The organism is Roseiflexus sp. RS-1 (genome assembly GCF_000016665.1).
GTDB lineage: Bacteria > Chloroflexota > Chloroflexia > Chloroflexales > Roseiflexaceae > Roseiflexus.
Map to the genome: position 1 here is coordinate 1,428,895 of NC_009523.1, position 24,936 is coordinate 1,453,830.

37 protein-coding genes are annotated in these 24,936 nt (G+C 59.1%); 1 reads left to right on the plus strand and 36 read right to left on the minus strand.

What is annotated here, in order from left to right:
• Nucleotides 1–132: 132 nt before the first annotated feature.
• The 7 genes from ROSERS_RS05920 to ROSERS_RS05950 form a co-directional block, all read right to left on the minus strand.
• Nucleotides 133–3,408 carry a tetratricopeptide repeat protein gene (locus ROSERS_RS05920; protein WP_011955906.1) on the minus strand — a complete coding sequence of 1,092 codons (3,276 nt, stop codon included), beginning with the start codon at nt 3,406–3,408 and terminating at the stop codon, nt 133–135.
• Between the two features lie 153 nt (nt 3,409–3,561).
• A complete protein-coding gene (locus tag ROSERS_RS05925) occupies nt 3,562–4,353 on the minus strand; it encodes an ATP-binding protein (RefSeq protein ID WP_011955907.1) in 792 nt (263 codons plus the stop codon).
• Nucleotides 4,280–4,999 carry a DnaD domain-containing protein gene (locus tag ROSERS_RS05930; RefSeq protein WP_011955908.1) on the minus strand — a complete coding sequence of 240 codons (720 nt, stop codon included), beginning with the start codon at nt 4,997–4,999 and terminating at the stop codon, nt 4,280–4,282. Before ROSERS_RS05930 ends, ROSERS_RS05925 begins: the two co-directional genes overlap by 74 nt.
• Nucleotides 5,000–5,099: 100 nt before the next feature.
• Complete coding sequence (gene dnaB / locus ROSERS_RS05935; RefSeq protein ID WP_011955909.1) at nt 5,100–6,434, minus strand: replicative DNA helicase; 1,335 nt, start codon at nt 6,432–6,434, stop codon at nt 5,100–5,102.
• 198 nt (nt 6,435–6,632) lie between these two features.
• Nucleotides 6,633–7,130 carry a 50S ribosomal protein L9 gene (gene rplI, locus ROSERS_RS05940; RefSeq protein ID WP_011955910.1) on the minus strand — a complete coding sequence of 166 codons (498 nt, stop codon included), beginning with the start codon at nt 7,128–7,130 and terminating at the stop codon, nt 6,633–6,635.
• Between the two features lie 250 nt (nt 7,131–7,380).
• Entirely contained in the window at nt 7,381–8,040 is a 660-nt protein-coding gene (locus ROSERS_RS05945; RefSeq protein ID WP_011955911.1) for an HAD family hydrolase, read from the minus strand.
• Between the two features lie 20 nt (nt 8,041–8,060).
• Nucleotides 8,061–9,026, minus strand: a complete 966-nt coding sequence (locus tag ROSERS_RS05950; protein ID WP_011955912.1) for an MBL fold metallo-hydrolase — start codon at nt 9,024–9,026, stop codon at nt 8,061–8,063.
• Nucleotides 9,027–9,067: 41 nt separating this feature from the next.
• Here ROSERS_RS05950 and ROSERS_RS05955 point away from each other — a divergent pair, with 41 nt between their 5' ends.
• Nucleotides 9,068–9,841: an inositol monophosphatase family protein gene (locus ROSERS_RS05955; protein ID WP_011955913.1), complete on the plus strand. Its 774-nt coding sequence runs from the start codon at nt 9,068–9,070 to the stop codon at nt 9,839–9,841.
• 68 nt (nt 9,842–9,909) lie between these two features.
• Here ROSERS_RS05955 and rpsI read toward each other — a convergent pair whose 3' ends face one another.
• From rpsI to rplB, 29 genes are all read right to left on the minus strand, one after another.
• Nucleotides 9,910–10,308 (minus strand): 30S ribosomal protein S9, encoded by a 399-nt coding sequence (gene rpsI / locus ROSERS_RS05960; RefSeq protein WP_011955914.1) that lies wholly within the window; start codon nt 10,306–10,308, stop codon nt 9,910–9,912.
• A 21-nt stretch (nt 10,309–10,329) separates the two neighbouring features.
• The gene (gene rplM / locus ROSERS_RS05965; protein WP_011955915.1) at nt 10,330–10,770 is read right to left on the minus strand and encodes a 50S ribosomal protein L13; all 441 of its coding nucleotides are present in this window, start codon (nt 10,768–10,770) and stop codon (nt 10,330–10,332) included.
• On the minus strand, nt 10,767–11,579 hold the full coding sequence (gene truA, locus ROSERS_RS05970; RefSeq protein ID WP_011955916.1) for a tRNA pseudouridine(38-40) synthase TruA: 813 nt from the start codon (nt 11,577–11,579) through the stop codon (nt 10,767–10,769). Before truA ends, rplM begins: the two co-directional genes overlap by 4 nt.
• Nucleotides 11,580–11,930, minus strand: a complete 351-nt coding sequence (rplQ, locus tag ROSERS_RS05975) for a 50S ribosomal protein L17 (RefSeq protein ID WP_011955917.1) — start codon at nt 11,928–11,930, stop codon at nt 11,580–11,582.
• A 12-nt stretch (nt 11,931–11,942) separates the two neighbouring features.
• A complete protein-coding gene (locus ROSERS_RS05980; RefSeq protein ID WP_011955918.1) occupies nt 11,943–12,914 on the minus strand; it encodes a DNA-directed RNA polymerase subunit alpha in 972 nt (323 codons plus the stop codon).
• 93 nt (nt 12,915–13,007) lie between these two features.
• The gene (rpsD, locus tag ROSERS_RS05985) at nt 13,008–13,628 is read right to left on the minus strand and encodes a 30S ribosomal protein S4 (protein WP_011955919.1); all 621 of its coding nucleotides are present in this window, start codon (nt 13,626–13,628) and stop codon (nt 13,008–13,010) included.
• Between the two features lie 21 nt (nt 13,629–13,649).
• Nucleotides 13,650–14,069, minus strand: a complete 420-nt coding sequence (gene rpsK / locus ROSERS_RS05990) for a 30S ribosomal protein S11 (protein ID WP_011955920.1) — start codon at nt 14,067–14,069, stop codon at nt 13,650–13,652.
• A gap of 77 nt (nt 14,070–14,146) precedes the next feature.
• Nucleotides 14,147–14,530: a 30S ribosomal protein S13 gene (gene rpsM, locus ROSERS_RS05995; protein WP_011955921.1), complete on the minus strand. Its 384-nt coding sequence runs from the start codon at nt 14,528–14,530 to the stop codon at nt 14,147–14,149.
• A gap of 102 nt (nt 14,531–14,632) precedes the next feature.
• Nucleotides 14,633–14,749 carry a 50S ribosomal protein L36 gene (rpmJ, locus tag ROSERS_RS24770; protein WP_011955922.1) on the minus strand — a complete coding sequence of 39 codons (117 nt, stop codon included), beginning with the start codon at nt 14,747–14,749 and terminating at the stop codon, nt 14,633–14,635.
• Between the two features lie 114 nt (nt 14,750–14,863).
• The gene (gene infA / locus ROSERS_RS06000; RefSeq protein WP_011955923.1) at nt 14,864–15,085 is read right to left on the minus strand and encodes a translation initiation factor IF-1; all 222 of its coding nucleotides are present in this window, start codon (nt 15,083–15,085) and stop codon (nt 14,864–14,866) included.
• A gap of 15 nt (nt 15,086–15,100) precedes the next feature.
• A complete protein-coding gene (locus ROSERS_RS06005; RefSeq protein ID WP_011955924.1) occupies nt 15,101–15,781 on the minus strand; it encodes an adenylate kinase in 681 nt (226 codons plus the stop codon).
• A gap of 35 nt (nt 15,782–15,816) precedes the next feature.
• Nucleotides 15,817–17,169 (minus strand): preprotein translocase subunit SecY, encoded by a 1,353-nt coding sequence (gene secY, locus ROSERS_RS06010; RefSeq protein WP_011955925.1) that lies wholly within the window; start codon nt 17,167–17,169, stop codon nt 15,817–15,819.
• 49 nt (nt 17,170–17,218) lie between these two features.
• Entirely contained in the window at nt 17,219–17,743 is a 525-nt protein-coding gene (gene rplO / locus ROSERS_RS06015; RefSeq protein WP_011955926.1) for a 50S ribosomal protein L15, read from the minus strand.
• On the minus strand, nt 17,740–17,985 hold the full coding sequence (gene rpmD, locus ROSERS_RS06020; RefSeq protein WP_041333126.1) for a 50S ribosomal protein L30: 246 nt from the start codon (nt 17,983–17,985) through the stop codon (nt 17,740–17,742). Before rpmD ends, rplO begins: the two co-directional genes overlap by 4 nt.
• A gap of 3 nt (nt 17,986–17,988) precedes the next feature.
• Complete coding sequence (gene rpsE / locus ROSERS_RS06025) at nt 17,989–18,531, minus strand: 30S ribosomal protein S5 (protein ID WP_011955928.1); 543 nt, start codon at nt 18,529–18,531, stop codon at nt 17,989–17,991.
• An 85-nt stretch (nt 18,532–18,616) separates the two neighbouring features.
• The gene (gene rplR / locus ROSERS_RS06030; protein WP_011955929.1) at nt 18,617–18,982 is read right to left on the minus strand and encodes a 50S ribosomal protein L18; all 366 of its coding nucleotides are present in this window, start codon (nt 18,980–18,982) and stop codon (nt 18,617–18,619) included.
• Nucleotides 18,983–19,053: 71 nt separating this feature from the next.
• Nucleotides 19,054–19,617 (minus strand): 50S ribosomal protein L6, encoded by a 564-nt coding sequence (gene rplF, locus ROSERS_RS06035; protein WP_011955930.1) that lies wholly within the window; start codon nt 19,615–19,617, stop codon nt 19,054–19,056.
• Nucleotides 19,618–19,634: 17 nt separating this feature from the next.
• Entirely contained in the window at nt 19,635–20,033 is a 399-nt protein-coding gene (gene rpsH, locus ROSERS_RS06040; RefSeq protein WP_041333129.1) for a 30S ribosomal protein S8, read from the minus strand.
• Between the two features lie 46 nt (nt 20,034–20,079).
• Nucleotides 20,080–20,265, minus strand: coding sequence for a type Z 30S ribosomal protein S14 (locus ROSERS_RS24775; protein ID WP_011955932.1), 186 nt, complete (start codon nt 20,263–20,265; stop codon nt 20,080–20,082).
• A 74-nt stretch (nt 20,266–20,339) separates the two neighbouring features.
• Complete coding sequence (rplE, locus tag ROSERS_RS06045) at nt 20,340–20,882, minus strand: 50S ribosomal protein L5 (protein ID WP_011955933.1); 543 nt, start codon at nt 20,880–20,882, stop codon at nt 20,340–20,342.
• 50 nt (nt 20,883–20,932) lie between these two features.
• On the minus strand, nt 20,933–21,265 hold the full coding sequence (rplX, locus tag ROSERS_RS06050; RefSeq protein ID WP_011955934.1) for a 50S ribosomal protein L24: 333 nt from the start codon (nt 21,263–21,265) through the stop codon (nt 20,933–20,935).
• Between the two features lie 14 nt (nt 21,266–21,279).
• Nucleotides 21,280–21,648: a 50S ribosomal protein L14 gene (gene rplN, locus ROSERS_RS06055; protein ID WP_011955935.1), complete on the minus strand. Its 369-nt coding sequence runs from the start codon at nt 21,646–21,648 to the stop codon at nt 21,280–21,282.
• A gap of 2 nt (nt 21,649–21,650) precedes the next feature.
• Nucleotides 21,651–21,911, minus strand: a complete 261-nt coding sequence (gene rpsQ / locus ROSERS_RS06060) for a 30S ribosomal protein S17 (RefSeq protein WP_011955936.1) — start codon at nt 21,909–21,911, stop codon at nt 21,651–21,653.
• A complete protein-coding gene (rpmC, locus tag ROSERS_RS06065; protein ID WP_011955937.1) occupies nt 21,908–22,123 on the minus strand; it encodes a 50S ribosomal protein L29 in 216 nt (71 codons plus the stop codon). The genes rpsQ and rpmC overlap by 4 nt, the downstream gene beginning before the upstream one ends.
• On the minus strand, nt 22,120–22,545 hold the full coding sequence (gene rplP / locus ROSERS_RS06070; protein ID WP_011955938.1) for a 50S ribosomal protein L16: 426 nt from the start codon (nt 22,543–22,545) through the stop codon (nt 22,120–22,122). The genes rpmC and rplP overlap by 4 nt, the downstream gene beginning before the upstream one ends.
• 15 nt (nt 22,546–22,560) lie before the next feature.
• Nucleotides 22,561–23,349 (minus strand): 30S ribosomal protein S3, encoded by a 789-nt coding sequence (gene rpsC / locus ROSERS_RS06075; protein ID WP_011955939.1) that lies wholly within the window; start codon nt 23,347–23,349, stop codon nt 22,561–22,563.
• Nucleotides 23,350–23,396: 47 nt separating this feature from the next.
• Complete coding sequence (rplV, locus tag ROSERS_RS06080) at nt 23,397–23,738, minus strand: 50S ribosomal protein L22 (RefSeq protein WP_011955940.1); 342 nt, start codon at nt 23,736–23,738, stop codon at nt 23,397–23,399.
• A 55-nt stretch (nt 23,739–23,793) separates the two neighbouring features.
• Complete coding sequence (gene rpsS / locus ROSERS_RS06085; protein WP_011955941.1) at nt 23,794–24,081, minus strand: 30S ribosomal protein S19; 288 nt, start codon at nt 24,079–24,081, stop codon at nt 23,794–23,796.
• A 24-nt stretch (nt 24,082–24,105) separates the two neighbouring features.
• Entirely contained in the window at nt 24,106–24,933 is an 828-nt protein-coding gene (gene rplB / locus ROSERS_RS06090) for a 50S ribosomal protein L2 (RefSeq protein WP_011955942.1), read from the minus strand.
• Between the last annotated feature and the right edge of the window lie 3 nt (nt 24,934–24,936).

Consider the following 24,936-nt stretch of genomic DNA (forward strand, 5'->3'; position numbering starts at 1 on the left):
GCCAGGAGTAGCCTGCGGTTGAGCATATGCTGCCGCTATCCCGGCGATATGGCGTGACGATGCCGCCTTGAGTCGCATATGCAGGGCAGTGCGTTTCCGGTGGTTTCGAGATCGTCACTGCGTTGCGCCCCATCACCGTTTCTCTGCCTGTTGCTGTTCGAGCATGCGTCTGGCTGCTGCCTGCAATGCTTCGACACGCTCAATCTCCACGTCTGGCAGTTTTGCCAGGCGGTTGTAGATGCGAATAGCCTGTTCATACTCCTGCCGACGCATAAGGGCATCGCCCAACTGGAACAGATTGTCAGTATCGTTCTGATCCAATCCGTAGATCTGGTGCATTTCGGCGATTGCATTATCCAGATCGCGGCGCTGGAGCAGAATACGGATAATCTGCTTCTTTTGCGCAATAGCTTCGCGCGTCATGCCTGCCAGCGTATACATGAACGAAAGCCACTGGCGCGCTTCGATATCGTTGGGCGCGATATGCACGATTTTGTCGTACAATGCGCGCGCCTCGGCGTGTTTGCCGAGCGTCCAGTGAACTTCAGCCGCCTGTTGCAGGCTGGCGACGGCATCCTTGATCTGCCCCTCTTTGCGCTGTAAGTCGGCGACACGCACCAGCGCTTCGATGCCCTTATCCAGGTAACCGCGTCGGATATACATTTTCGCCAGGCGGTTGCCGATTGCAGTATTATTCGGCGCCAGGCGCAGCGCGCTTTCAAGAGCTTCGATAGCGCGATCCAGCATTTGACGCTGTTCATAGTGGCTTGCCAGTTCTTCGAGTTGCGCCAGCGCTTCGTTCAGGCGACCCTGACGGAAATAAATATCAGAGAGTTTCGTATAGATCGCCCGATCGTAGGGGAGGAACTGCTTGGCTTCCTGCAAGGCGCGTTCAGCGCCCGCCAGATCGCCGACTGCAGCATACGCTTCCGCCATGCGACGCACAATTTCACCCTGGGAGAGTGGCGTCGAGAAGGGATAGCGGGCGCTATCGGGAGGCGGCGCTGCCGGTTCCAGTGCAAGGCAGCGCTGGAGTTGCTCCAGCGCCTCGCCAGCCTGACCCAGCGCGATGTGACTGTCTGCCAGCGCTTGATGAACAAGATGCAACGTCAGGAATGGATCGCGCTCGTTCTGCAGCAGTTCGAGCGCCTGTTCGAACTCAAGGATTGCCGACTGATGCTGACCGGCGTTTTGCTGGATGATTCCGAGAATATAGTGGAGAACCGGTAGATCGGCGATCAGAAATGCAGCGCGATATTCCGCCTGCACGTCATTCAGGCGCTGCGGATGCTGTTTGATCTGTTCGAGCAGGGTTGCCAGCGATTGCCAGACGGCGACCGATTGTTCTCCCATGATCGCCAGCGTCAGGTTGATGCGCGCGATGTTGACCGGATTCTGCTGATCGAGTTCGAGGGCGCGGCGGAAGGCAACCAGCGCCGCCTCGGTGCGTTCGAGTTTCAGCAGCGCCTGGCCATACTGCGCGTGGAGATCGGCGCTGGCAGGCGACCATTGCAGCGCGCGACGGTACTCTTCGAGCGCTTTATTGGTCTGCCCCATGCGGAAATAGGCGCCAGCCACCACAGAAAGTTGTTGAGCGGCTTCTTCGTTGCGTCCTTCGGCGCGTAATAATTCTGCCAGCCGCGAACGCGGCAGGATCGTATCGGGGGATAACTCGATCAGGCGATAGTAGACATCAATGGCACGTCGCGGTTCACCACGCGCCACATACGTGTCGATCAGCAACTGATACTTGATCAATGCCTCATCTCTGCGGCCATCACGTTCATAAATCTCGCCCAACCGCAGATGGATCGGAAGGTAATCCGGGTTGAGCCGGATGACTTCCATGCAGGCATCGTTGGCTGCCAGCATCAGTCCCTGCTCGATGTATTTTTCGCTTGCCTGCACATACCGCTCACACAGTTCGTCCAATCCGGTCGTATCGAGTGGAGTAACCGGCGCAGTCGGAGCGCGTTCAGGAGGTGGCAGCGCTTCGAGCGCCGCCAGCGGATCGATCGGTTCGACGGCAACAGGAGTGGTTTCGAATCGGGTCTCATCCTTCTTTTGTTCTTCGGGCGCGCGCAAGAAGTCGGTGATCGGTCGGATCTTGCCCCATGTTTCGGGCATGGGGCTTTCGGGCGGCGGTTCGGGTTCTGGAGCGGGCGGTTGGAGTGAGAGTGCGCCGGTGCCAAGCGTGCGGAGCTTGGCGAACATGTTTCGTTCGGTCAGATCTTTGGCTTTCTGACGAAACTCATCGGCGCGCTCGCGCCCCCAGCGTTTGCTCTGGAGGAAATTTGCCAGCGTTGAGTAGAGAGTCGCCGCGCGTGCAATGTCGTTGAGTTGGATATAGATCTGCGCTGCGCTCTCGTACATCTGGATCATATCGTCGGCTTCGGCGCGCCCGATCGACTCCAGCGGCAGGAGGCGAATGGTCTGTTCATACTCGTGCGCTGCTTCGGGAAGTTTCCCCAACTCCTGATACGCCTGACCGAGCATATAGTGCGCCGAGAGCGCGTACTCCTGATCACCGGCGGCGCTCTGCAGCAACTCGATAGCGCGCTGATAGTCGCCCCGTTCCTGGTACAGCAGTCCCAGGCTGTAAAAGACATCACTCCGGTCGGCGCCCAGTTTCAGTGCGCGCTCATACTGTTCGATGGCGCCATCGATATCACCGGCCTCCTGCCGTTCGTGCGCCAGTGCAACGATGCGTTCGACTGCGATCTGTGCGCTGCGCAGACCGCCGGTTCCGGCGATCGGGAGCGGGATTGCCTCGGTGGCAGCAGGCGTCGCTTCGATTGCTGATTGAAGTGTTGTCGCCAGGGCGTCATGAAGTGCAGCAATCAATTCTTTGGCTTCGCGGTTGTCCGGCTCATAGCGCAGCGCCGTTTCCGCCAGATCCACCGCCTGTTCGAGGCGCCCGTGCGCCTGCGCGCGTCGCGCCAGATCGAGGTATTGCGCTGCCGCTTCCGCCCGTGCACCCTGATCGGCGAGCAACTGTGCCAGGCGCGCCCGCTGATCATCGGCATCGGGTTGCAGGCGCAGCGCTTCACGCAACGCATCGATCGCACGCGCTGCCAGTTTTCGACTGATCTGGAGATCGGCGAGTTGCACATAGGCAGTGGTTGCCGCCTTTGGATCGCCGAGACGCTCATGGGTGCGCGCCAGGTATTCCAGATAGAACGGATTGCTGGCGTCGGCGCGGCGCAGTTCATCGAACATCTGGAGCGCCTGTACATATTTTGCTGTGTTGAAGAGCGCCACCGCAGCGGCTGAGCGTGCGTCGAGATCCTGGGGAAACTCCTGAAGCGCGCGAACCGCCTGTTTCAGCGCCTCGTCCCAGTTCATGAGCCGCGCAGCCTCGCGGCTTTGCTCCATAGCACGGTCGAACAATGCGCGATTGCCTGGCATGAATGACCTCTGATGCGGCAGACTGGCGTGGATGCTCCTTCATCGGAGCATAATAACTCCGGCAGCGCGACGGATCGCGCAAAAAACCAGTGATAATGATAGCACAAAACGGTCGTATCAGGGAACAGTTCCTATGATGGAGCGATGATAGCGCTATTTCACGCGACGTTGCGCCCCGGCGATTGGATAGCGTTGCGCGATTGGCAACCGACGGTAATCGGCAGCGTCGATAATGATGTGTTCTTCACACAGGGCGCGGTCAGACATGCGTGAAAAGATGCGCGGATCGATCTCTTCCGGTTTGCGATTGCTGGTAATGACGGTTGGCAGGGCAAAATTGTACCGGTGGTTGATGATCTGAAAGAGTTTTTCACGCGCCCAGGGAGTGGTATTTTCTGTGCCGAGATCGTCCAGGATGAGAACGTCCGCTTCGCGAATATCCTCAAACCGTTGATCGTACTCGATCTCGCTCGACGGACCGAACGTCGAGCGCAGATGGTCGAGCAGGTCGGGCACAACGGCAAAGAGGACGCGGTAGTGGTTCTGGAGCAGTTGATTGGCGATGGCAGCCGCGAGATGTGTTTTGCCGCAGCCATAGTTGCCGAACAGAATGAGCCATCCGCGTGGATGGCGGGCGTACTCCTGCGCGCGCAGATAGGCGCGGCGCACGCCGGGTACATTGGGGTTGAAGGTCTCGAACGTCTTATCGAGGAACGCCGCCAGGTTGCTGATCTCCAGCAGACGCGCCGCGTCGCGCTGCTCCTGTTCCGCCAGTTTGCAGACGCACGGAAAGAGTCTGGCGAAATCGGGATGACCGTAAGGAACCGCTTTCTTGTAGAAACCGGCGCCGCCGCAGTGCGGACATTCCGCGCTACTGGAGGTCGGAGACGTCGCTGCCGCGGCGGAAGAGATCGCCGTAGGCGCCGCTGGTGTATTTTTCGACATCGATAGGTCGGTCGGCGCGATCCTGCGCATCGTTTCGTCCATTGGCAGCCCACCTCTCGAGTATCTTTTTGACATAACGCCACGAACGGACATTGGCACGCACCGCTTCCCGCAGTGCATCTTCGATCCAGTGCGCCGGGTAGCGCTCCTCCGCTTCGCGCAGGTCGTCGAGCAGCATGGGGGTCACCAGCCCGATATTCTGCTCGTACAGGGTTATCAGCGACGGGCGCTCGTCGGGCACGGATGGGTTGGGGGTGAGTACGGCGCCCGCCTGACCCACCTGTTCGACCCACGCACGGTTGGCAGCAGTGTTTACGACATACCAGCTGACGCTGCGCGCGCCATCGGGCAGGGCAACGTGGAGAAGGGTGGTGCGACGCACGGCGGCGTCAATCCCCTCAGCAAGTAATTCTTCCGGTGGACGTAAGCGTGTAATGGCGCGCAACCCGCGTCGCAAGACACGATCCGCCGCCAGGTCGTCCCAACTGATCCGCCGTGGTGCCGGTCCACGCTGGCGGCTCAGGCGATAGAACACGTGCAGCGTGACTTTGAGTTCGCTGGGAAGCGTGATCTGCGGCAGCACCTCGGTGAAGAACTCAACCGGCAGCCCGACCAGGGTGTCAGTTGTGAAACCGGTGAACGTCATCCGCGCCTGCACTCCTGTATGCATAACATGCATGTTCTACAACGATTATATATCGAGACGTTCATCATTCCAACAGGGATTGTCCCAAAAAGCAGGTGTATCAGTATCCCTCCGGTGTGCGATAGGTCAGATCCATAAACCGTGTCGTCGATGGATCGAAACGCATCGGCACCACGCCAACAGGACCGTTCCGATGTTTGGCGATGTGTATCTCGGCGATGCCTTTCTTATCAGTGTTCGGGTCGTACAACTCTTCACGATAGATGAACATCACAATGTCAGCATCCTGCTCGATCGACCCCGACTCGCGCAGGTCGCTCAACATTGGTACGTGGCTGGTGCGCCCTTCAACGGCGCGCGAGAGTTGCGAAAGTGCAATCACCGGCACATTCAACTCACGCGCCAGCGCCTTCAACCCGCGCGAAATCTCACTCACCTCCTGCACGCGATTCTCGGAGCGGCGTCCCTGCATCAGTTGCAGGTAGTCGATAATGATCAGGTCTACTCCGGCGCGCGCCTGGAGTCGTCGCGCGCGACTGCGCACGTCCATGATGCTCAACCCTGCGGTATCTTCGATATAGATCGGAGCGGCTGCCAGGCGTCCCATCGCGCTGATGACGCGCTCCATTTCTTCCTCGCGCAACTGCCCCAGGCGCAGGCGATGCGTGTCGATCGAGGTTTCCATCGAGAGCAGACGCTGCACCAACTGTTCGCGGCTCATTTCCAGGCTGAAGATGCCGACCGTTCCCTGGTACTGCGTGGCGACATTGTGGGCAATGCTCATCACCAGGCTGGTTTTGCCCACACCGGGACGCGCTGCGAGAATGATCAGGTCGCTCCGCTGCAATCCGCCGGTCAGTTGATCAAGATCGCGGAAGCCGGTCGGCAACCCGACCACTTCGCCACGATGCTCCTGGAGGTAGTTGATCTGCTCGTAGTACGCATCGATGACCTGACCGATGTGAATGAAATCCTGGTTGGTGCGGCGCTGGGAGACTTCGAACAGGGTCTGTTCGGCAAGATCGAGTGTTGTCTCGATATCCTGCTGCTCATCGTACCCCAGCGCAGCAATCTTGCCGCCAGCTGCGATCAGGCGACGGAGCAGAGCGGTGCGCTCGACGATCCGTGCATAGTATTCGACGTGGTACGACGTTGGGACGCTATCGACGAGTTCTGCCAGGTAGAGCACGCCGCCGACCGCTTCGAGCTGGTTGCGGCGACGGAGTTCCTCGGCGACGGTGCGGGTGTCGGGGGGAATGCGGGCGTTGTAGCATGCCAGCATTGCTTCGTAGATCTGAACATGCCGTTGCAGGTAGAAGTAATCCGCCTGCAGCCAGGGCGCAATGGCAATAATGGCATCGCGATTAAGCAGGATCGAGCCGAGCGTTGCCTTCTCAGCATCGATACTATGTGGGAGATCGGGAAGTGTGGTCATATGATCCCCGGCGTCGAACGCCACTTTTTCCAGAGGAGCGCCCTTTTCTGGCGTCACGCGATGTCGAAGCGTTTTCACCCGGTTCTCGACAGGTTATCCCACGTCTGTCCACATGCACCCTGAGAAGCGATAATGTGCCAGGGCGCTTTGCCGTGGCACATTATCCAGACCGGATGTCCTATCGAATGTCGCAGATGGTCAGACTGTCTCTGGATCGGGGGGCAACTGGATCGCCCCTTCCTCGCCCTCAACAACGACGTTGATCACTGCCTCGACGCCCGCCATCAAGCGGATCGTTACCGGATAGATGCCGATACGCTTGATCGGCTCCTCCAGTTGAATCTTGCGGCGGTCGAATTCTACGCCGAGGATCTCGCCAATCTTCCCGGCAATATCGCTGCTGGTGATCGAACCGTACAACCGGTCGAGTTCACCAACGCGCGCGGTGAAGCGCAGGGTTTGCCCGTGCAGGCGTGCAGCAATTGCCTGTGCATCGCGGCGCGTTGCTTCTTCGCGCCGCCGTTGCGCGGCAAGGCGCTCTTCGGCCTGCCTGATCTGCCCGCGCGTCGCCAGTACTGCCATCCCGCGCGGAATGAGATAATTGCGACCGTATCCGCCGGACACTTCACGAATCTCGCCAGCAACGCCAAGATTGGCAACGTCTTGCGTCAACACAACTTTGATTTTGCTCCCCACAGTCACGCTCCTGCAAAGATATTCTGCCAGATAACAATAAGGAAGCGCCGTTGCCGGCAGAGGCATCGGGCGCGTGTCGATCAAACAGCGACTATAGTATCACAGGATTGCCAGGAGCGCAACGGGCGCAAGTGTTGCGCTGCTGACATCCGGAAACTCCGCTGTCCAGGCAATGCCGTGTGAAACAATTGCCGGGGGCAATCTGTCGCCGACCCTCTCGTCGCCCGCATGACAATCAACTATCCATATCTCAGGAAGTGCAGGTATGAATGATCGCCGCAAGGTCGTGCAACCCTTCGACAACAGCGATCGGTTGGGGGGTGTCAGGCGGCAGCGTCGCCCCGTGGCGGTTGACCCAGATGGCGCGCATGCCCGCCATAGCCGCTCCGTGCAGGTCGTGTTCGGGCGAATCGCCGACGAAGATTGCTTCGTGGGGCGCAACTGCCAGGGCGCGCAGCGCAATGTGGAAGATCTGCGGGTCTGGCTTGGCGCAGCCGACTTCTTCTGAAACGATGATTGTATGCATATATAAGGATAAGTTGAAGCGTTCGATCTTCGGGCGCTGCGACCACGACGGTCCGTTCGTGACAAGGGCGAGACGATAGCGCGCGCCGAGGGCAGTCAGCAATGCCGGCGCTTCTGGATCGAGGGTGAGCGTGTCGAACCAGATATCGCGGTAGCGCGTGAAAGCGTCGTCGATGATGCGCTGATCGACAATACCCTGGGCGCGCAGAAAGTCGGGCAATTGCTCGATCCAGACCTTCGCAGCCAGCGCGGTGTGCACCAGCGTCTCCAGATCATAGCGCATATGTGCAGCGACGTTCGCCAGTGCATTGCGCAGGCAGGCGATCCAGTGCGCCCGAAGATCGTACAGGGTGTTATCGAGGTCAAAAAGCACGGCGCGGATCATAGGGTTGTGATCCTTTTCCTTCAGCAGGTGCATCGTCGCCAGGAGTACTGTCCGCCATCATGTTCGATCTGTTCAATGCGTCCCTGCGTTGCCAGATATTCCAGGTGTGCCAGCGTTTCCGCCATAGCAAAGCGCATCTGGTGTGATGTGAGTTCCTGGAGCGGAAACACCGCTGTGCATACATCGTATGCAGTCGCTCCTGCGCCAACGGCGCGTTCCATAGCTGCCAGACGCTCGGCGTGATGGATACGCAGTTCTTCAAGGCGTTCGTGGAAGCGCGTGATCGGCGGTCCGTGTCCCGGCAATGCCAGCGCCACGTCGAGTTCCGCCAGGCGGTCGAGCGATGCGAGAAACTGTGCCAGCGGATTGCCATGCGTCCATCCCCACAGCCCAACGTTGGGCGTAATTTTGATCAGCACTGCATCGCCACAGATCAACAGGCGTTCTTCAGCGCAGTAGAACACCAGATGGTCGTCGCTGTGTCCAGGTGTCGCAACCGGCACGAACACGCGCCTGCCGATCGTCAATGGTTCACCAGCCGGAAGGTGGGTTAAGACGACCGGCGTTGGATGGGTCATCAAGCGCAGGTTGACAATATCTTCCGTTACTGTTGCCATCAGATCGCGCGGCATTCCGTGCGCACCAAAGAATGTGGCGGTTATCTCGTGGGCGCGTGAGTCGCTGTGCCACTGCGCCCGGGCAAATGCCGCTTCGCCTGCTGAAAGCGCCACAGATGCACCCGACAGGCTCTGGAGCCAGCCTGCCATGCCATAGTGATCGGGATGCGCGTGGGTCAGCACAATGCGCCGGATCGATGCCGGATCGACGCCGTAGCGGTTGAATGCTTCGCGCCACGCCGCCCGACCTGGCGGATAATTGAGTCCGGCGTCGATGATGGTCCATCCATCGTCATCACGCATCAGGTAGGCGTTCACGATTCGCAATGGGAATGGCAATGGCAACTGAACCTGATGGATGTCTTCCATGGTATCATGCCTTTCGTACAACGAATCATCAAGGACCGTGCGTGATCGACATCGACATTGAAGAATTGCAGGTTTGGGCGCGCGAATGCGGTGATATTGCGCTGCGCCTGTTCAATCGCGTCAAAGCTCAACGCAAAGCCGACAACAGCCCGGTCACCGAGGCGGATGTAACGATCGAGCGCATGCTGGTCGAACGGCTCACGCAGCGCTACCCGGATCACGGCATCATCGGCGAGGAGCAGACGAGAATCGACATAACGAAAGAGTATGTATGGGCGCTCGACCCAATCGACGGAACCGCGTCGTTTGTCGCGGGTCTGCCGGTGTGGGGGATTTCGATCGGGTTGTTGCATCGTGGTGTTCCGTGCGCTGGACTGTTTTACATGCCTGTTACCGACGACTGTTACTGGGCGCTTGAGGATCGCGCGTTCCTTGGTCGGCAGCCGATCAGCGTTGTTGTGGCGGCAGATCACGAATGGAACAGTGAAGACTGGCTGGCTATCCCTTCCGACGCGCATCGTCGGCTCGACATCGATTTCATCGGTAAGACGCGCAGCCTGGGTTCTGCTGCGGCCGCGATCTGTTATGTTGCCCGTGGTTCGGCGCTGGGCGCCGTTCTGACCTGCGCAACCATCTGGGATCTGGCGGGCGGGATTGCAATACTGAAGGCTGCGGGCGGTGTCGGCGTCACTCTATCGGGTAGACCGCTCGATAACGCCGCACTGCTGGAAGGACGGGTCACACGCGAGCCATTGCTGTTTGGCGCTCCGGGCACTGTCGAAGCGCTCCGTTACCGTATTCGGGCGCGTCGCTAAAATCAACAGCACAGTTCGGAGGGATGTCACCCTCCGAACCGTATGCTTGCATCGCACCCCAGACCAGGCTATCGCTTCGTGTACTGTGGCCGCTTGCGCGCGCGCTTGAGACCGGCTTTCTTGCGTTCTTTCATGCGCGGATCGCGCGTGATCAACCCGGCCTTCTTCAAGGTGGGGCGGAAATCGGGATTGGCATCGAGCAGCGCGCGGGTAATACCGTGGCGCACTGCCTGCGCCTGCCCGCTGACGCCGCCGCCGCGCACCTTGACCAGCACATTGTAGGCGCCGGTCGTACCGGTCAGTTCCAGCGGTTGGAGGATCTCACGGGCGTACAACTCGCGTGCACCGAAGTACTCGCGGATCGACTTGCCGTTGACAACGATCTCACCGCTGCCGGGGAATAGCCGGACCCGCGCCACAGCGGTCTTACGGCGGCCCGTTCCCTGAAAATAGCGCTTTTCGATCATGGGTTGCTCCAGTACACACTGCTAGCCGCGAGGTCGCGGTTCGTAGACTTTCGGTTGCTGTGCCGCGTGTGGATGTTTCGGTCCGGCGTAAATCTTCAGTTTCGTCAACTGTTGACGTCCCAGGCGAGTTTTGGGCAGCATACCTTTCACGGCGAAGCGCAGCACACGCTCCGGATGCTTTGCCATCAACTGTTTGAACGATACCGCCTTGAACCCGCCGGGGTAGTTCGAGTGGCGGTAATACATTTTCTGTTCCGGCTTCCTGCCGGTCAGCCGGATACGTTCGGCATTGACGACGATCACGAAGTCGCCGCCATCGATATACGGGCTAAACGTCGGTTTGTGCTTGCCGCGCAGCAGGGTTGCGATCTGCGTTGCGAGCCGACCGAGAGTCTGATTCGTCGCGTCGATCACATACCACTCGCGCTGCACTTCCGACGCCTTTTGCGCGTAGGTTTTCATAGTTGCATCCTTGTCTCGGTCACTCCATGCGGTGCAGCAGGTTCGTCCGCCGCACCCGTTCCATCTTCCGGATAGCGCACTGCCATCAGGTAGAGACCATGGGCTGGCGCCAGCACTCTGGCGCGTCGGTCATCACCTGCCAGCACTGCTGCAAACCGGTCGGCGTCGATTCGCCCTTCGCCGACCTGAATAAGCGTCCCGACCAGATTCCGCACCATATGGCGGAGGAACGCATTCGCCGCAATATCGATCAGCACCAGCGGTTGTCCCCACACTTCAGTGCGCGTGCAGCGCGCCTCGTAGCAGATCCGCACCGTCGATCCTTCCTGCGGTCCGTCGCTCAGCGGCGCGAAATCGTGTGTTCCGATCACCTGCCTCACTACAGCGTCCATTGCGGCTGTATCGAGGCGGCGCGGCACATATGCCGCGTGGCGGCGCAGCAGCGGTGAGGGCGTGCGACCATTGTCGATGACGTAGCGATACTCGCGACGTACTGCCGAGTAGCGTGCATGAAAATCATCGGGCGCTTCCCAGGCGGCAAGGACGCCGACATCTTCCGGGAGAATGCCGTTCAACCCCCGCACAATCGTGGATATTGTATGGCGGGTATCGGTTCGGACATTCGCCACCTGTCCACGGGCATGCACCCCGGCATCGGTACGTCCAGCCAGCGTCATCCGGCGGCGCTCGCCAGTCAGTTGTTGCCAGGCAGCCTCAAGCACCCCCTGGACCGAGCGGCCATTCGTTTGCCACTGAGAGCCGACAAAGTCGGCGCCGTCATACTCGATCCGCAGCGCAATGTTTCGCATTTAGAGCAGTTCGATCTGCACCATTGTCGCGCCATCGCCCTGGCGCTGCCCCAACTTCGTAATGCGGGTAAAACCGCTTGTGCGATCGGCATACTGAGTTGGCGCAAAACTGAAGAGCCGACGCATTGCCGTTTTGCTCGCCAGCCGCGAAAGCGCCATGCGCCGGTTATGAGGCGTATCCTGGCGCGCCAGCGAAATCAACTTTTCCATTTCTGGTTGAACGGCTTTAGCTTTTGCCAGCGTCGTCCGGATGCGGCGATGCTCGATCAGAGCGATCATCAACCCGCGGATCAGCGCCTCACGCTGTTCTTTTTCTCTGCCAAGCAGATATCCCTTTTTGCGGTGTCGCATAGCACTTCCTCATCAACCCTCGATCTCTGCACGAGCCGCGTGCGATGTTTGACCGATCCGTGGAATATAGCCGCGTTCGATCAATTTATCGCGGATTTCTTCCATCGATTTTTGTCCCAGATTCCGCACCGACAGCAGCGCCTTTTCGTCCATTTCGAGCACCTGACCGACTTTGGTAATATCGGCGCGCTTGAGACAGTTGTAGGTCCGTGTTGAGAGATCGAGCTCCTCGATCGGCGTATCATAAATATCCGCCGGGATAGCCAGTCCGTTGGGCGCTGTAGTCGGTTCCGCTTCTGTCGAGAGGCGATTGAAGTCGGCAATCGTCTGCGAATACTGAACCAGCACCTGCGCCGCGTGGCTGAGCGCATCCCCCGGCTTGATCGTTCCATCAGTCCAGATTTCGATCAACAGGCTGTCGATATCGGTCGCCTGCCCCACGCGAATATGTTCAACCACATAATTGACCTTGGGGACAGGAGTAAAGATCGCATCAATCGGGATTTCGCCGATCGGCAGCGCATCGCGCTGATCCGCCGGCAGGTAGCCGCGCCCGCGTTCGACCGTCATTTCCATATCAATGGCGGCATCGTCGCGATCGATCGTACAGATATAGTGGTTGGGATTAACGATCTCGACATTGCTTGGCGCATCAATATCCGCAGCGCGAACAACGCCGGCGCCGCGTTTCGACAGCGATATTTTCACAGGACGTTCGGCATAGGAACGCAAACGAATACCTTTGATGTTCAAGACAATCTCAGTGACGTCTTCTTTGACCCCCGGAATAGTCGAGAACTCATGAAATACTCCCTCGATCTTGATCTTCGTAATCGCCGCACCAGGGATGGAAGAGAGCAGAACGCGGCGCAGCGCATTTCCAAGCGTATGTCCGTACCCTGGATCGAGCGGCTCGATTTTGAACCGTCCGTAATTTTCAGCAGCGGTAACGACTTCAATCTTTGGCATGGCGATATCCAGCATGATCGCCTCCTTTTCTGGCTGATCACACGATCCGGGTTCCACGCGATGCTCCTGCCAGCGTTCCGCTGGGCGGCATCAGGAACCCGGAACCGATCAGCGGCTGTAGAACTCAACAATCAATTGTTCGTTGATGCCCGGCTCTGCATCCTCACGACGCGGCATCGCAACCACTTCACCCGACAGATCCGCCGGATTCAGGCGGAGCCAGTCTGGTGTTTTATGGCGCGCGAGCGCACCGCTGTCAATCAGGTTCTTGAAGTACGTGCGGCGGCGGCTCTCCGGTCGAACGGCTATCGTTTCCCCGACGCGCACCGTATACGACGGGATATTCGTTTTCCGTCCGTTCACCGTAATATGCCCGTGGGAGACCAGTTGCCGCGCCTGGGCGCGGGTAGTTGCGAAACCCAGGCGATACACGACATTGTCGAGTCGCCGCTCAAGCAGAATAAACAGGTACGCGCCGGTCTCACCGGGAAAGCGTTGCGCCTTCTCGAAAATGCGGCGGAACTGGCGTTCCAGCACGCCATAGACATAGCGCGCCTTCTGTTTTTCGAGCAGTTGCAACCCATAATCCGACACCTGCCGTCGACGCGCCGACGGTCCGTGCTGGCCCGGAGGAAACGGCCGTTTTGCCAGGATGCGCTGACCCTTATCCGTAATGCCGATCCCCAGGCGTCGGCTGACTTTTCCTACAGGTCCTCGATAGCGAGCCATCAATCACTCCTCAGTCATCTCTCAGACACGCCGGCGCTTGGGCGGTCGGCAACCATTGTGCGGGATCGGCGTCACATCGGTAATCGCAGTCACCTGCAAGCCAGCCGCCTGCAGTGACCGGATCGCCGCTTCGCGTCCGGCGCCCGGTCCTTTCACGAAGACCTCAACCTGACGCATGCCATTCTCCATGGCCTTGCGTGCCGCGTTTTCGGCTGCCACCTGAGCAGCATACGGCGTACTCTTGCGGGATCCTTTGAAGCCATTCTGTCCGGCGCTTGACCAGCAGATCACATTCCCGGCTGGATCGGTGATCGTGACAATCGTATTGTTGAACGTACTCTGGATATGCGCCTGACCACGCGGCACATTCTTCTTTTCACGGCGTTTACCGCGCTGTCGTTTGGTCGCGGCGGCCGAACCTTTTGCTGCTTGCTTTGCCATGCTGTCTCCCTGGTCTCCTGCGTCGGATGCACGGTTGGATTGCCAGTGTGGGTCTAACCGTCATCCAGCAACGCGGTTTACTTCTTCACTGTCTTCTTCTTGATGCCAATCGCCTGACCCCGGCGACCGCGGCGGGTGCGCGCATTGGTGCGGGTGCGCTGACCGCGCACCGGCATGCCTTTGCGATGGCGCAGACCGCGGTAGCACCCGATATCCATCAGACGCTTGATATTCATCTGGATTTCGCGGCGCAGATCGCCTTCGACGCGATACTCACGCTCGACAATTTCACGGATCCGCGAAACCTCCTCTTCGGTCAGATCGCGCACCCGGGTTGCGGGGTTGACGTTTGCTTTACGCAGCACCTCAGCCCCGTTGGATCGCCCGATACCGAAGATATACGTAATGGCGATTTCGATCCGTTTGTTGCGCGGGAGGTCAACCCCTGCGATGCGTGCCATACGCTCCCCTTACTGACTGATGTTGCGCGCCGCCAGGCGACGCAACCGTACATCTCCTGCGGAACGACGCATTCCACCACATCGATCCGCTTCCTCGAACATTCATCCCTGGCGCTGCTTATGCTTGGGTTGGCGACTACAGATGACGCGCAGCACACCCTTGCGTTTGATAACGCGGCAATATTCGCAGCGCGGCTTGACCGACGCTCGAACTTTCATGTTTGTTCCTTCCTGTACCGAACATCAACAACCTGCGACGTTTCAACAATCAAAAAGAATACCACCTTCTCTGCCGCGCGCTGCACGGAAGACTCACAAGATACGCTTCTCAATTCACTTGTAGCGATACGTGATGCGCCCACGCGTCAGATCGTAGGGCGACAATTCGACCAGCACCCGATCTCCTTTGAGAATGCGAATATAATTCATCCGCATACGACCTGAAATATGAGCCAGCACCTCGTGCCCATTTTCGAGTTTTACGCGAAACATGGCGTTTGGCAACGGCTCAGTAATCGTTCCTTCCATCTCGATGACATCTTTTTTTTTGGACATGCTGCTCCTTTCTTGCTACGCGCTTTCGTCGGAAGGCGTCGCGCTAACAGCGTATTTGTTGAGTGCTTCGATCATACTACGTGTCACCTGCGAAATCTCACGGCGCCCATCGATTTCGACCAGCACCCCCTGGTCGCGATAGTACTCGATCAACGGCATCGTTTGGGCAAAATAGACTTCGAGCCGATGACGCGCCGTTTCCATTGTATCATCACTGCGCTGATACAGTTTCCCACCGCAATCATCACAGACATTCGGATGTTTCGATGGGAAATAGTAAATATTATACGTCGAGCCACAGGTTTTGCAAGTCTGTCGCCCGGCGATACGCCGCAGCAGCATATCTTCCGGCACGCGAATGTAAAGGACGACATCGATCCGCCGTCCCTGTTTGTTGAGCTCCGCTTCGAGCGCCCGCGCCTGCTCGCGGGTGCGCGGGAACCCGTCGAAAATCACGCCCCGACTGCAATCGGGCTGACTGATGCGTTCGACAATCATGCGAATGACCACTTCGTCCGGCACCAGTTCGCCACGATCCATATACGACTTCGCCAGCATACCGAGTTCTGTTCCCTGGCGAAGCGCCGCGCGGAACAGATCGCCGCTGGCGACGTGCACCATTCCGGTATGCTCCTCAAGATATTTCGCCTGGGTGCCTTTCCCGGCGCCAGGCGCTCCGAGCAGAATGATATCCATGGCACACCCCTCTGCACGTCGTCGAACGCCGGTGGTCAGCGATTGATGAACCCTTCATAATTGCGCATGACCAGTTGAGCTTCCAACTGTCGCATCGTGTCGACTGCCACACCGACCACGATCAGCAGCGCCGTGGCGCCCAGCCCGATTGGCACACCGGTAAGTTGCTGCGTGATAAAGGGCAGAATTGCGACAATACCCAGGAACAGCGCGCCGATTCGCGTAATCCGGCTCACCACCTGGTCGAGATACTCCTCGGTGCGTTTCCCCGGTCGAATGCCCGGAATAAACCCGCCGTTGCGCTGAAGCGTCTCCGGGATGTTTTGCTGGTCAAAAATGACCTTTGTGTAAAAGTAGGTAAAGAAATAGACGAGCACAAACAGCGCAATCGAGTACACCAGCGTCCCGCTGCCGTACTGCGGGCTAAACGTTTGATACGTAAAGCACGCAATCTGCTTGAAGACGCCTGATCCCGGCGGCGCAATCTGTTCCGGGCAGGCATACGATGCAATCGTGCCCGGAAAGATGATGATGCTCTGCGCGAAGATCAGCGGGATCATACCTGCCATGTTGACCTTCAGCGGGATATGGCTGCTCTGCCCGCCATACACGCGATTGCCACGCACGCGCTTGGCGTACTGTACCGGGATGCGTCGTTGCCCCTCGTGCATCAGGACAATCCCCACAATCGTTCCCAGAGCGATGACCAGGAACGACACCAGCCCGATAATTTGCTCGACGCCTCCCAGTTCGACGGTTGTAAACGCCTGAATGATCAACCCTGGCAACCCGGCGACAATCCCGGCGAAGATGATCATCGACACGCCGTTGCCGATCCCGCGTTCCTGGATCTGTTCGCCGAGCCACACCAGCAGCATCGTTCCCGCCAGCATGCTCACCAGAATGGTAAAGGTCGGAAAGAAATTATTCACAATATCGAACGGCGTCTGGAAGAGCGCCTGCCCTGTGCCAAGGCTGCGTTCGAGTGTCAGCGTCTGCCCATAGGCCTGCAACAGCGCCATCGGAATGGTCAGGTAAAACGTAAGGCGGTTCAGGCGCATGCGCCCCTGTTCACCCTCTTTGCGCAATTCTTCCAGCGCCGGGATGAGCGGCACGAGCAGTTGCAGAATGATCTGGGCAGTGATGTACGGATAGACCCCCATCGCTGCCACCGACAGGTTCTGCAGTGCGCCGCCGGCAAAAATATTAAGCAACTGTGCCAGTTGATTCCCCTGCAGCGCGATCCGCAGACTTTCCAGCGCCGTCGGATCGATGTTTGGCACAGGAATATGGGCGATCAACCGGAAGAGCAACAGCATTGCCAGCGTAAACAGGATGCGCTGACGCAGATCGGGCAACCGGAGCGCATTGACAACCGACTCAAGCATGCACTTCTCCTTTAGTCAGAAAGCGGTCGGCGCCAGGATCGTCCGCGCCTCACGCCTTCTGCGGCGTTTCCGCCTTGCGGCTATGCCGGGGCGGGTTGGGTCCCCGGCTACGACTGCGCCGTTCCACAACCCATGGCGTTTCGATGGCGGCGCCGCCAGCTGCTTCGATCCGCGCCCGCGCACTGGCGCTGAACTTATGCGCGTGGATCGTCAGTTTCCGCTCCAGTTCGCCATCCCCAAGAATCTTGACCGGCTTTGCCGGATGGATCCATCCCTGAGCGACCATCTCCTCAATGGTCAGTTCGGTTCCATCGGGAACATCGTTCAGTTGACCGATGTTGATCACCTGATACTCAACCCGCCAGCGATTCTTGAAGCCGCGCAGTTTGGGCATTTTGCGGGTAATACGCATCTGCCCGCCTTCGAACGATGGCGATGGCTTGGGACCGGAGCGCGCCTTCTGACCCATCATGCCCTTGCCGCCGGTTTTGCCCTTGCCCGAGCCGATGCCGCGCCCGATGCGCTTGCGCTCACGGTGCGCTCCTGGCGCCGGTTTCAAATCATGCAGTTTCATGATCGGTTCCCCCCATCGCGCTCCAGATCAGCGCCCGTTTCGGCATCTGGCGAGGTGTCGTCGGCAATTTCTTCAACGCTGACCAGATGACGAACTTTGAAGACCATCCCGCGAATGGTTGGCGTATCGTCGTGAATGACGACGCTGTTCAGCCTGCGCAACCCGAGTGAACGGATGGTCGCCTTCTGGTCGCGGCTATACCCAATCGCACTCTTGCGATACGTGATTTTCAATCTGGACATCGGCTACGCCTCCTGGGGCGCCGGTTCGCGCCGCATGCGCCGCAGGTTCAGTTCGCGCGGCGTCATCCCACGCATACGCGCCTGTTCTTCGAGCGACGTCAGCGCACTCAGCGCCTTAAACGTCGCTTTCACCACGTTGATCGGATTGTTGCTGCCGTACCGTTTCGAGAGCACGTCTTTGATGCCTGCCATCTCAAGCACCGGGCGCACACCGCGCCCGGCGATGACGCCGGTGCCCGGAGCAGCCGGGAGCAGGCGCACCTTGGAAGCGGCAAACTCCATCTGCACTTCGTGCGGAATGGTCGTGCCGGAGAGCGGTACCCGGATCAGGTTCTTTTTCGCCGCCTCCACACCCTTGCGGATCGCTTCGGGCACTTCAGCCGCTTTGCCCATGCCAATGCCGACATGCCCTTTACCGTCGCCCACGACGACGACCGTGCTGAAACTGAAGCGGCGCCCGCCTTTGACCACTTTCGAGACGCGGTTGATCTGCACCACGCGCTCTTCGAGTTCGAGTTCGTCCGCATTAATGCGTCGCTTGATCACTGTCACACTCCATCAAGGCTAGAGGTTGCGGCGAAGGCGGCGCCTGCAACCTGCAACTGTGCTGCCGGGCAGACCGGCGGCGTTATCAGAACTGGAGTCCGCCCGCACGCGCTGCATCGGCGAGCGCCTGCACCCGCCCATGATACTTGAACCCGCCGCGGTCGAAGACGACCCGTTCAATACCAGCGGCTCTGGCACGCTCAGCGATCACGGCGCCGACCGCCTTCGCTTGTTCGGTTTTCGTCTTTCCGGTCAGCGATGCGCGCAGTTCAGGCTCCACGGTGGAGGCTGCCGCCAGCGTTCGCCCAACCGTGTCATCAATGACCTGCGCGTAGATATGCATATTGCTGCGAAAGACGCACAACCGTGGTCGTTGCGGAGTGCCGTGGACTTTTTTCCGCACACGACGATGGCGTCGGATTCGCAGTTCTCGTGGTGTTCGTTTTGCCATAGCGATCTGCTCCTGAGGGCAGAGATGACCATCCCCTGCCGCTGCTGAGTCGCAAAAAAGTTCTGGAAGCGTTACCGCGCTTTCCCTGCCTTGCCCGCCTTGCGACGAATCCGCTCATCACGATACTTGATGCCATACCCTTTGTACGGCTCCGGCGGGCGCAGCGCGCGCAGTTTTGCCGCTTCTTCGCCAACTTTCTGCTTATCGATACCTCGTATAATCACCTGCTGTGGTTCATTTGCGCTGCGGCGCTCCAGCACCTCGAAGGTAATCCCTTCGGGTGGCGTTACACGGATCGGATGGGAAAATCCGACCTGAAGGACCAGGTTTTTTCCCTCACGTGCAGCGCGATACCCGATGCCGGTGATCTCCAGAATCCGCTGATACCCTTCGGTCACGCCCGTCACCATATTGGCGATGAGCGAGCGCGTCAACCCGTGCAGGGCGCGGTGGCGCTTATCGTCCGAGGGGCGCGCAACTGTAATCACGCCGTTCTCATGCGTGATAAGCATTTCCGGCGAAAACTGTTGCGAGAGTGTCCCTTTCGGACCTTTCACAGTCACCCGGTTCTCTTCGGTGATCGTCACCTCGACGCCACGCGGGACCGGGATTGGTTTTTTGCCAATACGCGACATGATTTCACTCCTCGGCGCTACCAGACGTAACAGAGAACCTCGCCGCCGACGCGCTGCTGCCACGCCTCGTGTCCCGCCATCACGCCGCGCGGGGTCGAGAGAATGCTCAACCCCAATCCGCCGCGCACCCGCGGAATATCGGCGCGTTTGGTATAGATGCGCAGTCCCGGCTTACTCACACGCTTCAGCCCGGTAATCACCGGTCGCCGATCGGGAGTGTATTTCAACGTAATAACGATCGTGTTGCGCGGCTTGCCTTCCTGCACCGTGAAGTCCTGGATGAACCCCTCGCGCTTAAGGATTTGCGCGATGGCGAGTTTCATCTTCGACGACGGGATCGACACCGTTGCGTGGCGGGCCATACACGCATTCCGGATGCGGGTCAGCATATCGGCAATAGGATCATGCATGCTCACTGCGGTCCTCCTTCATCTCCGGACTGACTGTAGGCGTCGGATCTGCTCACCAGCTCGATTTCGTCACGCCGGGGATCAACCCGCGCAGGGCGTGTTCGCGGAAGCAAATGCGACACATACCGAACTTCCGCATATATGCACGTGGACGCCCACAGATCTTACAGCGGTTGTAGGCCCGCACTTTATACTTTTGCGGCCGCTGTGCTTTGACAATCAACGCTTTTCGTGCCAAACCAGATCTCCTTGTCAATAGTCCGGGCTGGTCAGCGCCTTTTTTGAGGATCGGCGCTCCTGGCCTGGACGCACCTAATCACGAAACGGCATGCCGAGACGCTTGAGCAACGCATACCCCTGTTCATCATCAGGTGCGGTTGTCACAATCACCACTTCGAGACCACGGAGTTTATCGACCTTATCGTAGTCGATCTCCGGGAAGACTATCTGCTCACGCAGACCGATCGAGTAGTTGCCGCGTCCATCGAACGAACGACGACTGACGCCGCGAAAATCGCGCAGGCGTGGCAGCACCAGATTCATCAACCGATCAAGGAAGGACCACATGCGTGGACCACGCAGCGTGACCATGACCCCGATCGGCATCCCCTGACGCACCTTGAACGCTGCAATCGACTTCCTGGCACGGGTGATCACCGGCTTCTGACCGGCGATTGCCGCCAGATCGGCTGTTGCAGCATCAAGCGCCTTCGAGTTCTGGATCGCCTCGCCCAGTCCGATGTTCAGCACGATTTTCTCGATCCGCGGCACCTGCATGACGGAGCGATAGCGAAACTCCTGCATCAGCGCCGGCACAACCTCAGTCTGATATTTTTCTTTGAGTCGTGGTACCATCACCTGCTCCTCGAGAACCCGGAGCGCAGTTGTCGCTCCGTTCTCGCCATTCACTCATCGATGACGGCATCACACGCTTTACAGTACCGTACCTTTTTGGGTCGGCCCTTGTGATCCGTCTCTTCCAGAAAGCGATGCCCGGTTCGTGACGCGCGACCGCACGTCGGGCAGATCAGCATCACATTCGACACATGGATCGGCGCTTCCATCTCAATAATCCCGCCGGGTCGTGTTGGACCGCGCGGCTTCATGTGTCGTTTCACAATATTCAGTCCCTCAACGATCACCCGTTGCTCTTTGGGGCGCGCCTCTTTGATTTTGCCGCGCTTGCCGCGATCTTTTCCGGTGATGATCAGGACTTCGTCGCCGGTTTTGACATGCATAGCACCTTCTCCCATCACAGTACTTCCGGCGCCAGCGAGATGATCTTCATGAATGCGCGTTCGCGCAACTCACGAGCGACGGGACCGAAGATGCGCGTCCCCCGCGGGTTGTTGTCCTTCCCGATGATCACCGCTGCATTGTCATCGAACCGGATGTGCGAACCATCGGGGCGGCCATACTCCTTTGCCGTGCGCACGATGACGGCGCGCACCACTTCGCCCTTCTTCACCGCGCCGCCGGGAGTCGCTTCCTTGACCGAAGCGACAATGACATCGCCGACGCGGCCGTAGCGCACACGTGAGCCGCCCAACACGCGGATGCAGAGTATCTCCTTTGCGCCGGTATTATCGGCAACACGCAGCCGCGTTTCCTGCTGCACCATGGTCAGGCCTCCTCATTGCGCTTGATAATCTCAACCACTTCCCAGCGTTTGGTCTTGCTCAGCGGGCGAGTTTCGCCGATGCGCACGATATCGCCGATCCGACACTGCTGCTCATCGTGCGCATGGAACTTGCTGGTGCGGCGAATGATTTTGCGATAGAGCGGATGCGGCTTCAGATAGTCAACCGCCACCACAACCGTCTTCTGCATTTTATTGCTGACGACTCGCCCGACCTTGAATTGTCGTCGTCGCGCTTCAGTCATCGACCTGTCTCCTGGACTTCAATGCCAAGTTCGCGCTCACGCAGGATCGTCTTGATACGCGCAATATCGCGTCGGACGACCCGCGGGCGGCCGGTGGCCGTCAATTTGCCCATCACCTGCTGAAAGCGCAGGTTGAACAATTCCTCGTAGCACTCTTTCAATTTCGCACGCAATTGCTGATCATCAAGTTTGCGCAACTCATCGGCTTTCATGCTGCGCCCTCCAGGTCTTCGCGCGGAACAATTTTGCATTTGATCGGCAGTTTCTGCGCTGCACGTTCCAGCGCCTCGTGCGCAACCTCAGGGCGGACGCCAGCCAGTTCGAACAGAATACGCCCCGGCTTGATGACCGCCACGTAGTGATCAACCGCTCCTTTGCCCGATCCCATGCGGGTTTCGGCAGGTTTGGCTGTGACTGGCTTATCTGGAAAGATACGGATCCAGATTTTCCCGCCGCGTTTGACGTGGTGACTGATGGCACGGCGTGCCGCTTCGATCTGACGGCTTGTCATCCACGTCGCTTCGAGCGCCATCAAGCCGTATTCGCCAAATGCAACCGTGTTGCCGCGGTGCGCCATGCCGCGATTGTGGCCACGCTGCTGTTTGCGATATTTGACACGCTTCGGCATCAACATACGATTGTGCTCCTTTCAGCTGCGTGACCGTCCGCCACGCCCGCCGCGCGCTGCGCCAGCGTTCGCGCCGCGTCCGCCACGCCCGCCTTTGCGCTGTGGCCGTTCTTCTTCCTCAACCGTCAGACCTGGACGTGCGGCGGCGACTGCCGGTTGCGGTAGTTGCGTCTGCCCCTTCTGATCGGGGAAGACCTCACCCTTATAGATCCACACCTTCACGCCAATCCGACCATACGTTGTGTGCGCATGCACCTGTGCGTAGTCGATATCGGCGCGCAGCGTATGGAGCGGAACCCGTCCATCGCGTTCCCAGGCGACGCGCGCCATCTCGGCGCCCGCCAGTCGTCCCGAACACTTAATCTTCACCCCCTGGGCGCCCAGGCGCATCGCGCGCTGCACGGCCTGTTTCATCGCGCGCTTGTACGAGACGCGCTTGTTGATCTGTTCAGCAATGCTCTCGGCGACTAGTTGCGCCTCAAGTTCTGGTTGATGGATCTCCTGAATATTGAGTTTGACTTTCTTACCGGTCCGTTTCTCCAGTTCAGCCCGCAGTTCATCGACTTTCGCGCCGCGTTTGCCGATGACGATGCCTGGCTTGGCTGTATAGACCGTCACCTCGACTTTATTCGCTGAGCGCTCGATCTCGATCCGCGCCACACCCGCATTCTCAAGCTCTTTGGCAATGATCTTGCGCAGCATGACGTCTTCGTGGAGCAGTTCGGTATAGTTGCGCTCCGCGAACCACTTCGACTGCCAGTCCTTGATATACCCAAGGCGGAAGCCGATCGGGTGCACTTTCCGTCCCATAGGTCCTCGCTCTCTCTTCTGCGGGCTGGCGCGGTGACGCCGCCTGCCTACATCTCCTCGCCGTCATCGACAATCACCGTGATATGGGTCGTCCGCTTGCGAATGCGATCGGCTCGACCGCGGGCGCGCGGCATGATCCGTTTAAACGCCGGACCTTCATCGGCGAAGATGTACTTCACGATGAGCGCATCGGGCGCCATATCGTAGTTGTTGGTGGCATTCGCCCGTGCCGACTCGATCGTGCGGGCGATCTCGCGCGCCGCTTTGTGGGGCAGGTAGCGAAGGATCGCCAGCGCCCGATCGACCGGCTTGCCGCGCACCAGATCCATCACCGGGCGCACCTTTGTCGGCGAGATGCGGACATATTTGGTTACTGCTTTCGCCTGCATATCAAACCTCTGTTGCGCCTGTCGCGCGCCTGCGGGCAATGCGACGGCGCTCCGATCACTTCATTTTGCCGCGCTTGTCGGCTTTCTTCCCGCCGTGACCGCGAAACGACCGGGTTGGGGCGAACTCGCCCAGTTTATGCCCGACCATATTCTCGGTAATATACACCGGCACATGGCGTCGGCCATCGTGAACTGCGATGGTATGCCCGACCATTTGCGGGAAGATCGTCGAGTCGCGCGACCATGTGCGCAACACTCGCTTTTCGTTTGCCCGGTTCAATTCCTCGATACGGTTGAGCAACCGGATATCGACGTAAGGACCTTTTTTAGAAGAACGCGACATACGCTTTACCCTCTATCCTCATATTTACCGTGTCCGGCGGCGGATAATGAAGGGATCGGTCCGCGGGTTATGGCGGGTCTTCACGCCACGCGCCGGTTTGCCCCACTTGGTCTTCGGGGTGGGCATGCCGCGCGGAGCGCGTCCCTCGCCGCCGCCGTGCGGATGGTCGCGCGGGTTCATCGCCGCGCCGCGCACTTCGGGTCGTCGCCCAAGCCAGCGTTTGCGTCCGGCTTTCCCCAGGCGAATGTTCTGATGATCCAGGTTGCCGACCTGACCAATCGTCGCCATACACTCGATGAACACGCGGCGCACCTCGCCTGACGGCATGCGCAGGGTGGCGTAGTTGCCCTCCTTCGCCATCAGTTGCGCGGCTGCGCCAGCGCTACGCACCATCACGCCGCCGCGTCCTTTTTCCAGTTCGACGTTATGCACCTGTGTACCGAGCGGTATCTGGCGCAGCGGCAGCGCATTGCCGACCCGGATATCGGCGTCGGGGCCGCTCATCACCGTATCGCCGACGTTCAAGCCGAGCGGCGCCAGGATGTAGCGCTTCTCGCCATCGACATAGTGCAGCAGGGCAATGCGCGCCGACCGGTTTGGATCGTATTCAATCGCCGCGACCTTCGCCGGAACCCCAATCTTGTCGCGCTTGAAGTCGATCCGGCGATAGTGGCGCTTATGACCGCCGCCGCGATGCCGCACCGTAATGCGACCATAGTTGTTACGACCGGCTTTCTTGCGCAGCGGCTCGAGCAGTGATCGCTCTGGCTCTTTCTTCGTGATCTCCTCGAAGGTCGAGACCGACATATTGCGGCGACCTGGCGAGGTTGGTTTATACTTTTTGACCGGCATGGT

What these genes read in the sequence shown, in the direction of transcription:
- ROSERS_RS05920 (WP_011955906.1), bottom strand. Translation starts at nt 3,408, where the DNA reads ATGCCAGGCAATCGCGCATTGTTCGACCGTGCTATGGAGCAAAGCCGC.
- ROSERS_RS05925 (WP_011955907.1), bottom strand. Translation starts at nt 4,353, where the DNA reads ATGTCGAAAAATACACCAGCGGCGCCTACGGCGATCTCTTCCGCCGCG.
- ROSERS_RS05930 (WP_011955908.1), bottom strand. Translation starts at nt 4,999, where the DNA reads ATGACGTTCACCGGTTTCACAACTGACACCCTGGTCGGGCTGCCGGTT.
- dnaB (WP_011955909.1), bottom strand. Translation starts at nt 6,434, where the DNA reads ATGACCACACTTCCCGATCTCCCACATAGTATCGATGCTGAGAAGGCA.
- ROSERS_RS05945 (WP_011955911.1), bottom strand. Translation starts at nt 8,040, where the DNA reads ATGATCCGCGCCGTGCTTTTTGACCTCGATAACACCCTGTACGATCTT.
- ROSERS_RS05950 (WP_011955912.1), bottom strand. Translation starts at nt 9,026, where the DNA reads ATGGAAGACATCCATCAGGTTCAGTTGCCATTGCCATTCCCATTGCGA.
- rpsI (WP_011955914.1), bottom strand. Translation starts at nt 10,308, where the DNA reads ATGATCGAAAAGCGCTATTTTCAGGGAACGGGCCGCCGTAAGACCGCT.
- rplM (WP_011955915.1), bottom strand. Translation starts at nt 10,770, where the DNA reads ATGAAAACCTACGCGCAAAAGGCGTCGGAAGTGCAGCGCGAGTGGTAT.
- truA (WP_011955916.1), bottom strand. Translation starts at nt 11,579, where the DNA reads ATGCGAAACATTGCGCTGCGGATCGAGTATGACGGCGCCGACTTTGTC.
- rplQ (WP_011955917.1), bottom strand. Translation starts at nt 11,930, where the DNA reads ATGCGACACCGCAAAAAGGGATATCTGCTTGGCAGAGAAAAAGAACAG.
- ROSERS_RS05980 (WP_011955918.1), bottom strand. Translation starts at nt 12,914, where the DNA reads ATGCTGGATATCGCCATGCCAAAGATTGAAGTCGTTACCGCTGCTGAA.
- rpsD (WP_011955919.1), bottom strand. Translation starts at nt 13,628, where the DNA reads ATGGCTCGCTATCGAGGACCTGTAGGAAAAGTCAGCCGACGCCTGGGG.
- rpsK (WP_011955920.1), bottom strand. Translation starts at nt 14,069, where the DNA reads ATGGCAAAGCAAGCAGCAAAAGGTTCGGCCGCCGCGACCAAACGACAG.
- rpsM (WP_011955921.1), bottom strand. Translation starts at nt 14,530, where the DNA reads ATGGCACGCATCGCAGGGGTTGACCTCCCGCGCAACAAACGGATCGAA.
- rpmJ (WP_011955922.1), bottom strand. Translation starts at nt 14,749, where the DNA reads ATGAAAGTTCGAGCGTCGGTCAAGCCGCGCTGCGAATATTGCCGCGTT.
- infA (WP_011955923.1), bottom strand. Translation starts at nt 15,085, where the DNA reads ATGTCCAAAAAAAAAGATGTCATCGAGATGGAAGGAACGATTACTGAG.
- ROSERS_RS06005 (WP_011955924.1), bottom strand. Translation starts at nt 15,781, where the DNA reads ATGGATATCATTCTGCTCGGAGCGCCTGGCGCCGGGAAAGGCACCCAG.
- secY (WP_011955925.1), bottom strand. Translation starts at nt 17,169, where the DNA reads ATGCTTGAGTCGGTTGTCAATGCGCTCCGGTTGCCCGATCTGCGTCAG.
- rplO (WP_011955926.1), bottom strand. Translation starts at nt 17,743, where the DNA reads ATGAAACTGCATGATTTGAAACCGGCGCCAGGAGCGCACCGTGAGCGC.
- rpmD (WP_041333126.1), bottom strand. Translation starts at nt 17,985, where the DNA reads ATGTCCAGATTGAAAATCACGTATCGCAAGAGTGCGATTGGGTATAGC.
- rplR (WP_011955929.1), bottom strand. Translation starts at nt 18,982, where the DNA reads ATGGCAAAACGAACACCACGAGAACTGCGAATCCGACGCCATCGTCGT.
- rplF (WP_011955930.1), bottom strand. Translation starts at nt 19,617, where the DNA reads ATGTCGCGTATTGGCAAAAAACCAATCCCGGTCCCGCGTGGCGTCGAG.
- rplE (WP_011955933.1), bottom strand. Translation starts at nt 20,882, where the DNA reads ATGGTACCACGACTCAAAGAAAAATATCAGACTGAGGTTGTGCCGGCG.
- rplX (WP_011955934.1), bottom strand. Translation starts at nt 21,265, where the DNA reads ATGCATGTCAAAACCGGCGACGAAGTCCTGATCATCACCGGAAAAGAT.
- rplN (WP_011955935.1), bottom strand. Translation starts at nt 21,648, where the DNA reads ATGGTGCAGCAGGAAACGCGGCTGCGTGTTGCCGATAATACCGGCGCA.
- rpsQ (WP_011955936.1), bottom strand. Translation starts at nt 21,911, where the DNA reads ATGACTGAAGCGCGACGACGACAATTCAAGGTCGGGCGAGTCGTCAGC.
- rpmC (WP_011955937.1), bottom strand. Translation starts at nt 22,123, where the DNA reads ATGAAAGCCGATGAGTTGCGCAAACTTGATGATCAGCAATTGCGTGCG.
- rplP (WP_011955938.1), bottom strand. Translation starts at nt 22,545, where the DNA reads ATGTTGATGCCGAAGCGTGTCAAATATCGCAAACAGCAGCGTGGCCAC.
- rpsC (WP_011955939.1), bottom strand. Translation starts at nt 23,349, where the DNA reads ATGGGACGGAAAGTGCACCCGATCGGCTTCCGCCTTGGGTATATCAAG.
- rplV (WP_011955940.1), bottom strand. Translation starts at nt 23,738, where the DNA reads ATGCAGGCGAAAGCAGTAACCAAATATGTCCGCATCTCGCCGACAAAG.
- rpsS (WP_011955941.1), bottom strand. Translation starts at nt 24,081, where the DNA reads ATGTCGCGTTCTTCTAAAAAAGGTCCTTACGTCGATATCCGGTTGCTC.
- rplB (WP_011955942.1), bottom strand. Translation starts at nt 24,933, where the DNA reads ATGCCGGTCAAAAAGTATAAACCAACCTCGCCAGGTCGCCGCAATATG.